This is a genomic window from Halorubrum sp. C191 (genome assembly GCF_002727095.1).
GTDB classification, from domain to species: Archaea; Halobacteriota; Halobacteria; order Halobacteriales; family Haloferacaceae; genus Halorubrum; species Halorubrum ezzemoulense.
In genome coordinates this window covers 22291-28556 of record NZ_NHNZ01000059.1, presented here as the reverse complement: position 1 = coordinate 28556, position 6266 = coordinate 22291, and the positions used below count along the sequence as shown (strand labels likewise).

General features: G+C 68.1%; 7 protein-coding genes and 2 pseudogenes. 3 read left to right on the top strand and 6 right to left on the bottom strand.

What is annotated here, in order from left to right:
• Window positions 1-103 (top strand): annotated as a pseudogene (locus Z052_RS20910) (RNA-guided endonuclease TnpB family protein); the annotation flags it as partial.
• 76 nt (window positions 104-179) lie between these two features.
• Here the strand turns inward: Z052_RS20910 and Z052_RS21365 are convergent.
• Window positions 180-416, bottom strand: a pseudogene (locus Z052_RS21365) (hypothetical protein); the annotation flags it as partial.
• A 132-nt stretch (window positions 417-548) separates the two neighbouring features.
• Between Z052_RS21365 and Z052_RS05450 the strand changes: the two are divergent.
• Window positions 549-752: a hypothetical protein gene (locus Z052_RS05450; protein ID WP_049931656.1), complete on the top strand. Its 204-nt coding sequence runs from the start codon at window positions 549-551 to the stop codon at window positions 750-752.
• A 74-nt stretch (window positions 753-826) separates the two neighbouring features.
• Window positions 827-1183 (top strand): GntR family transcriptional regulator, encoded by a 357-nt coding sequence (locus Z052_RS05445; protein WP_049931657.1) that lies wholly within the window; start codon window positions 827-829, stop codon window positions 1181-1183.
• Between the two features lie 25 nt (window positions 1184-1208).
• Here Z052_RS05445 and Z052_RS05440 read toward each other — a convergent pair whose 3' ends face one another.
• The 5 genes from Z052_RS05440 to Z052_RS05420 all read right to left on the bottom strand — a co-directional run bounded on the left by Z052_RS05440 (window position 1209) and on the right by Z052_RS05420 (window position 6264).
• Window positions 1209-1742, bottom strand: coding sequence for a hypothetical protein (locus Z052_RS05440; protein ID WP_049931658.1), 534 nt, complete (start codon window positions 1740-1742; stop codon window positions 1209-1211).
• A 75-nt stretch (window positions 1743-1817) separates the two neighbouring features.
• Window positions 1818-3137, bottom strand: coding sequence for an ABC transporter ATP-binding protein (locus Z052_RS05435; protein ID WP_089308171.1), 1320 nt, complete (start codon window positions 3135-3137; stop codon window positions 1818-1820).
• Window positions 3134-4225 (bottom strand): ABC transporter ATP-binding protein, encoded by a 1092-nt coding sequence (locus Z052_RS05430; protein WP_049931659.1) that lies wholly within the window; start codon window positions 4223-4225, stop codon window positions 3134-3136. The genes Z052_RS05435 and Z052_RS05430 overlap by 4 nt, the downstream gene beginning before the upstream one ends.
• The gene (locus Z052_RS05425) at window positions 4225-5310 is read right to left on the bottom strand and encodes an ABC transporter permease (protein WP_049931660.1); all 1086 of its coding nucleotides are present in this window, start codon (window positions 5308-5310) and stop codon (window positions 4225-4227) included. Before Z052_RS05425 ends, Z052_RS05430 begins: the two co-directional genes overlap by 1 nt.
• Before the next feature lie 3 nt (window positions 5311-5313).
• Window positions 5314-6264 carry an ABC transporter permease gene (locus tag Z052_RS05420; protein ID WP_049931661.1) on the bottom strand — a complete coding sequence of 317 codons (951 nt, stop codon included), beginning with the start codon at window positions 6262-6264 and terminating at the stop codon, window positions 5314-5316.
• Window positions 6265-6266 lie beyond the last annotated feature (2 nt).

The following is a 6266-nucleotide window of genomic DNA, read 5'->3' as shown; positions in this document are numbered from 1 at the left end:
CCGTTCCTCGCCCAAGTCGGGGAGCGGAGACGCACCAGTAGACGTGCGTGTGACTGGTGGGACGTTGAACGGTGAGAGTCACCAGCCTATTGCTGGCGACTGATTGCCGGGAGTCCACATCAAAGCCCTACCCTCAAGGACCGAGGCGCGGAGCGCCGAGGGAGTAGGGTAGGGTAGTTTACTCTGTCCCAGAGGGTCGTGCTGCTCCCCGCGGACACCGCGTGCGTCCCCACGCGGGTGACGCGTGACTGGTCGGTCGAAGCGCGCGTTTCGCCCGGGGCGAGGAAGAAGTAGACGCCCCGGTCGGGCCAGTCCATGTACCCGGTACACTCCTTGAGCTTCCGCGGTCCGCCGACCCGGCGCGCGAGGTCGTCGAGCAGGTCGTAGAAGCGATCGAGGTCGGCCCGGCGAGTCATCCCTACGGCCCGATCGCCCCGGCGTCGAAAGAGTCTGATCACTCGACCCGGGTGGCTCGGCGCCCGGGGAACAGCGTCGCTCGGCCGCCGAGCGGACGAACCGTTTTCAGGTCGCCGCACGAGTCGACCCCCATGGACCACCGCTGTCCGGACTGTGGCGTCACGATGGAGGAGGTCGAGTTCAGCATGGGCGACGCGTGGAACGCGCACGTCAGGACCGGCGAGAAGCGGTCAGGGCTCCTCGGGAAGCTCGGCATGAACGAGCGCAAGGAGCTGACGACCGTGATGTGTCCGGAGTGCGGGCTTGTGCGTCACTACGCCGAGTTCGAGGAGTGACGCGGGGTCGGCGGGCGCCGCCGCGGACTCGCCCGTTCCGAAGCCGTCATGCCGCTCGCTCGTGAACGGCGGGTATGGACGAGCAATCGACCGACGAGTACACGCGGCTCGTGGCGGAGAACGGGCTCGCGCTCCTGTTCACGAACCGAGTGCGGGCGCGGGTCGTCGCGGCGCTATTTTACGCGTCCGAGCCGCTGCCGGTCGATCGGATCGCCGAGGGCGCGGGCGTCGACCGGACTGTCGTCCACGAGGCGCTCGACGGACTCGAACGGTTCGGAATCCTGGAGATCGATCGGACCGAGGGGCGCGACCCCGACCGATACGCGCTCGACGAATCGGACGATCTCACCGAGGCGCTCCGGGCGGTCGCGGAGCTCGCGACCGAGCGTTACCATCAGGAAGAGATCGACATCCCGAGCGACGACGAGTGAGGCCCTGCGGCGCCCCGGACGCGGGTCACTCGATCCGGACGGTCGTCTCGTCGTAGACGCCTTTTCCGGCGGGGTCGTCCACGGCGAGCCCGGCGCCGATCGTGTGTTCCCCGCGGTCGGCGGGCCGCCACTCCGTCTCCGAGACCTGGAAGCTCTGCTGCCACCGCCGGGTGAACCGTCGCCGCTCCCCGCGGTCGAGCGTGAACCGCGCTTCCGACTCCGGGAGCGGTTCGGACACCTGTGACGCGTCGCGGTGCCCGTCGACGTGCCACGTCCACGGGACCGGGGACCGCGTCCGAACGGTTACCGGGACCGGAAGCGGGTTCCGGAGCTCGATCGCCACCGGGATCGGCTCGCCCGCTTCGTACACGGTCGCCGGCGTGTCGACGCTGACGGAGACGGCCCAGCGGTGAAGCCGCGCCGGGAGCAGCCACCGTGCGAGCGTCGCCGCCGGGAGCGTCTTGGCGGCCCGAGGGCGGTGGCGTTCGACGGACTCATTCGGCCGGAACGGGTCGTCGTCGGAGCGGTCGACGCCGTCCCGCCGACGTGAGCGAGGCATGCGTGGAGGTTCCCGCCGGGAGGAATAAGCGTGTCGTCGGGGCCGCTCCCGGGCGGGAGGGACGACGGACCGGGGTCAGTCGTCGCCGCTCGCGGCCGAGCCGGGGGCGGTACCGTCGTCGGGCGCCGCCCCCTCGGTCGGCCCGGCTTCGTAAGCCGGGTCGAAGAGGTGACACGCGACGCGCCCCGCGTCGGTCTGGCGGAGCACCGGTTCGTCCGTCGAGCAGGGCGTGTCGAACGTCTCGTCGAGCACCCGCTCGGCGTGCTCGAACTCCTCGTCGGCGACTAGCCGGAGCGCCTCTTGGACCACTTCCTCTGCCTCCGGGTCCGACAGCGTCGATGGGAGGTCGAGCTCCTCGCGGAGCGCCTCCATCAGCGCGCTCTCGCCGGCGTCGAACGTCTCGACGGCGATGTCCTCCTCGCGGGCGCGGTGGCGGAGCGACATGACCGCGCGCCACTCCGCCTGCTCGAACTCGTAGTCCGAGGGCGGGATGACGCGGGGACACCGCGTGTGGAACTTACAGCCGGACGGGGGATCGATCGGGGAGGGAACCGACCCCTCCAGCAGGATCCGGTCGCCCTCCCACAGCGGGTCCGGCTCCGGGATCGCCGACAGCAGCGCCTCGGTGTACGGGTGTTGCGGCGGCGCGAACAGCTCCTCTGGCGTGCCGATCTCAGCCATCTTGCCGAGGTACATGACGGCGATCTCGTCGGCGATGTGCTCGACGACGGAGAGGTCGTGCGCGATGAACAGGTACGCGATCCCAAGCTCGTCTTGGAGGTCCTCCAACAGGTTGAGGATCTGGGCCTGAACCGACACGTCGAGCGCCGAGACGGGCTCGTCGCAGACGATGAAGTCGGGGTCCACGGCGAGCGCGCGGGCGATCCCGATCCGCTGGAGCTGTCCGCCGGAGAACTCGTGCGGGTACCGGTTGGCGTGGCTCGCGTTGAGCCCGACGCGGTCGAGCAGTTCCTTGATCCGGGCGTCGCGGGAGACACCCCCCTCGATCCCGTGGATGTCGAGCGCCTCTCCGATGATGTCGTTCACCGTCAGCCGCGGGTTGAGGCTCGACTGCGGGTTCTGGAAGATTATCTGCATCTCTTTTCGCAGATCCCGGAGCTCCCTGTCGGAGAACGTCGTGATGTCCTCGCCCTTGAAGTACACGGAGCCGGCGGTCGGCTCGCGGAGCTGGAGGATCGACCGGCCGATGCTGCTCTTCCCGCAGCCGCTCTCGCCGACCAGCCCCAGCGTCTCTCCCGCTTCGATCTCGAAGGAGACCCCGTCGACCGCCTTCACCTTCTTTTGTCGGCCGAGGAGCCGGTCGATGAAGTCGCTCTCGGACTCGTAGTACTTCTCGAGCCCCTCGACGCGGAGGAGCGGCTCGGAGCCGCTCATCGGTCGCTCACCCCCGCTGAGCTCGCCGCGTCGCCCGACCCGACCGGGTCGTCCTCGCCGCGGACGGTCACCTCGTAGTCGAGTTCGCCGGTGAGTTCGCCGGTGTGTGCGAGACACGCGGCGCTCTGCGCGTCGCTGTTGATCGGGTCCGCGGGCTCTCCCGTCTCGACGTCGACGAGCTGGGGCTCCATGCGGGTACACGACTCCTCGGCGTACGGACACCGGGGGTGGAAGTTACAGCCCGGCGGCATCTCGATCAGGTCCGGCATCCGGCCCGGGATCGTCTGGAGCCGGTCGCGCTCGTCGCCGATACGCGGGATGGAGCTCATCAGCCCGACGGTGTACGGGTGTTGCGGGTCGTAGTACACGTCCTCGACCGGCGCCATCTCCACCGGGTGGCCGGCGTACATCACCATGACCCGGTCACAGAACTCGGCGACGACGCCGAGGTCGTGGGTGATGAGCTGGATGGCGGTGTCGAACTCGGTCGCGACCTCCTCCAGCAGTTCGAGGATCTGCGCCTCGATGGTGACGTCGAGCGCGGTGGTCGGCTCGTCGGCGATGATCAGGTCGGGGTCGCACGACAGCGCGATCGCGATCACGACGCGCTGTTGCATCCCGCCGGAGAACTCGTGCGGGTAGTCGCTGTACCGCTCGGCGGCCGAGGGGATCCCGACCGACTCCAGCGTCTCGATGGCGCGCTCGCGCGCCGCTTCCTCGTCGAGCCCGATGTGGTACCGGATCGCCTCCGAGATCTGCTCGCCCACCGTGTACGACGGGTTCAGCGCGGTCCCGGCGTCCTGGAAGATCATCGCGATCTCGTTGCCGCGGAGTTCGCGCATCTCCTCTTCATCCATCTCCAAGATGTTCTGGCCCTTGAACCGGATCTCGCCGCTCTCGATGACGCCCGGCTCGTCGATGAGGCGCATCAGCGCGAGGCTCGTGACGCTCTTCCCGGCCCCGCTCTCGCCGACGACGCCGAACCGCTCGCCGGCCTCGATCCGGTACGAGAGGTCGTTCGTCGCCTTGACGACCCCGTCGTCGGTGTAGAACCGCACGTTGAGGTCCTCGACTTCGAGCATCGCCATCAGCGGAGCCCCCCGGTGTCGGTGTCGGTCTGGTCGCCCTGCGGGTCGAACGCGTCGCGGACGCCGTCGCCGACGAGGTTGATCGCCATCACGAAGACGAAGATGGCGAGGCCCGGGAACAGCCCGGCCCACCAGCGGCCGCGGGCGATCGCGTCCTGCTCGACGTTGAGCATGACGCCCCACTCCGCGCTCGCCGGGGACAGGCCGAGCCCGATGAACCCGAGCGCCGCGGCGACGAGCACCGTGGTGCCGATGCTGAGCGTCGCCTGAACGATCACCGGCGCCATGGCGTTCGGGAGGATGTGCCGCGCGATGATCGAGCGGTCGCGGGAGCCGAGCGCCTTCGCCGCGGTGACGTACTCGTTCTCCTTCACGCTCAGGATCTCGCCGCGGATGATGCGGGCGTACGGGAGCCACCCGACGACGACCAGGGCGAGGATCATCTCCCAGTAGCCGCGACCGAGGACGGCGATGACCGCGATCGCGAGCACGATGAACGGGAACGCGTACAGCAGGTCGACGAGGCGCATGATGATCTCGTCGATCTTGCCGCCGTAGTACCCCGCGATCGAGCCGAGCGGGATCCCGACGAGGAGGGCCATGGCGACGGCGATGAAGCCGATCGAGAGGCTCCAGCGCCCGCCGTACATCACCCGCGAGAGGATGTCGCGGCCGGCCCAGTCGGCGCCGAACAGGTAGAGTCCGGTGGGCGGCCAAGTGAGGAGGTTCTCCAGGGTGGGCTCCCGGTACCCGGTGATCACGTCTTGGTTCGCGGGGTCGGCCGGCGCGAGCGAGAACGGCTGGACCGTCTCTCCGGCCAGCACCGGGAAGCTAGTCGGGAGCTGGATCGGACGGGAGAACACCGCGAGCAGCACCATGAAGACGATTGTGGCCGCACCGAACAGCGCGAGGCGGTTCCGTTTGAACCGCATCCACGCGTACTCGAGGCGACCGCGCCCCTCCTCCGACTGGAGGTCGGGCTGCCACGAGGAGAGCGGGTCCCGGGAGTCGACGCGCTCGACGTCGAAGCCGGAGACCCGTATTCGTCCGCGTTCCGTCGTCCGCTGTGAGGTTTCGCTTGACATTATCTAGTATCGGATTCTGGGATCGAGGTACGCGTAGAGCACGTCGGCGACGAAGTTCGCGAGTATCACGGCGACGCCGATCAGGAGGACGATCGCCTGGATGACCGGGAAGTCGCGGTTACCCACCCGATCGACGAGCAGCCGTCCGATACCCGGATACGAGAAGACGATCTCGACGACGACGGAGCCGCTGATGATGAACGCGACCTGGATCGCCGCCACGGTGACGACGGAGATCAGCGAGTTCCGCAGGACGTGTTTCCGGACGACCGTCCGCTCCGGGAGCCCCTTCGCGCGCGCCGTCCGGACGTAGTCTTTGTCGAGTTCCTCCACCATCGAGGACCGCATCAGTCGCATCAGCAGAGCCGTGGAACCGGTCCCGATGGTGATCGCCGGCAACAGGGTGTACACCAGCATGTCGTAGCTGAGGATCCCCTTACTGGTGGGCGGCAGGATGGGGAACAGGTCGAGCCAGCTCGCGAAGATCAAGAGCAGCAGCAGGCCGAGCAGGAAGTTCGGGATCGCGATCCCGAGCAGCGCGAACACGCGGCTGGCCTGATCGATCTTGGTGTTGCGGTAGTACGCCGCGATCACGCCGGTCGGGATCGCCGTGGCGAGCGTGACGCCGAACGCCATGATCCCCATCACGAGCGTGTACGGGAGCCGCTCCATGATCTCGTTTATCACCGGGTCGCGGGTGATGATCGACCGGCCGAAGTCGCCGGTCGCCGCGCTGGTGACCCAGTCGATGTACTGGATGTACACCGGCTGGTCGAGGCCGTACTCGGCCCGGATCTCCATCTCCGTCTGCGGATCGAGCTCCGTGAACAGCGTGATGAAGTCGATCGGGTCGCCGGGAATGGCGTGGACCATCCCGAAGGTGAGCAGGGATATCCCGAGCAGCAGCGGGATGGTTATCAGGCTGCGTTTAATGACAAATCGTTGGAGACTCATCG